Annotated in this window: 1 protein-coding gene; it reads right to left on the bottom strand. The window is 66.1% G+C overall.

Going from position 1 to position 1,111, the window contains the following annotated elements:
- Nucleotides 1–172: 172 nt before the first annotated feature.
- Nucleotides 173–963, bottom strand: a protein-coding gene (locus tag ACFV20_RS37100; RefSeq protein ID WP_385665569.1) for an IS5 family transposase whose coding sequence is annotated in 2 segments (ribosomal slippage) — nt 173–648 and nt 648–963 — 792 coding nt in all. Because the reading frame shifts where the segments join, the coding sequence is not laid out codon by codon here.
- Between the last annotated feature and the right edge of the window lie 148 nt (nt 964–1,111).

Here is a 1,111-nt window from a genome sequence, read left to right as displayed (position 1 = left end):
AGGATGAAAGAGGCTCACTGAGCCTCTTCAACACGGCCACGATCGGGTGATGGGGACGAGGACCGGTCGCTGGCGTGAGGGCGGCTCCCCGCTGGTAGCGGCAGCGGTCAACGACAGCCCGCCCATCACTCGCTCGAGTGGTTGTTGAAGAGGTTCAGAGCTCGTAACACGATCATGGTCGGGTCCTCTTGAGGCGTCGGTAGCAGATGAGGCTGCAGGCGAGGGAGACGAAGGCGTCGTGGAGTTCGGTGCGGCGTTCCCAGCGCACAGCGAGTCGTTTGAAGTGGTGGAGCAGGGCGAAGGTCTGCTCGACGACGTAGCGGAGCTTGCCGATGCCCTTGATGTTGGGTGATCCCTTGCGGGAGATGACGGGCAGGATTCGTCGGCGACGGAGCTCGTCGCGGTTGGGGCTGGAGTCGTAGCCTTTGTCGCCGAGAAGGGCTTCTGGTCGTCGGCGGGGCCGGCCGGGGCGGCCTGCGACGGGTGGGATGCCGTCGACCAGGGCGAGGGTCTGGGTGACGTCGTTGACGTTGGCCGCGGTCGTGATGACCTTGAGCGGGGTACCGCGTCCGTCGCAGATCAGGTGGTGCTTGCTGCCCGTCTTCCGCCGGTCGACCGGCGACGGACCGGTGTCGGCGCCCCCTTTTTCGCGCGGATGTGGGAACCGTCCACACACGCACGCGACCAGTCGAGCTCGCCAGCCGCGTTCAGCTCGGCGAGCAGGACCCGGTGCAACTGGTCGAAGACTCCTGCCTCCTGCCACCGGTCCAGTCGGCGCCAGCACGTCTGCCCCGAGCCGAACCCCAGCTCCAGCGGCAGGAGTTGCCAGGCTATGTCGTTGTAGAGGACGAACAGGATGCCCTGCAGGCAGAGCCGGTCCGGCACCGGCCTCGGCCCCGGAGACCGCTCCGGCCACGGCGGCAGCAACGGCTCGACCAGAGCCCACAACTCATCGTCCACGATCCACGGTCGGGTACCCACACCTTCACGAACGGCCGAATCATCACACCGGTCACGGCCAACCAGGACGATTCAGCAAGATCGTGTTACGAGCTCTTAGCGTCCAGGGTCCGATGTGGCTGTGGGCAACGCTCATGTCCTTTCACCTCCC

The organism is Streptomyces sp. NPDC059696 (genome assembly GCF_042733745.1).
In the GTDB taxonomy this organism is placed as follows: Bacteria; Actinomycetota; Actinomycetes; order Streptomycetales; family Streptomycetaceae; genus Streptomyces.
This window is presented reverse-complemented; position numbering and strand designations above follow the sequence as displayed.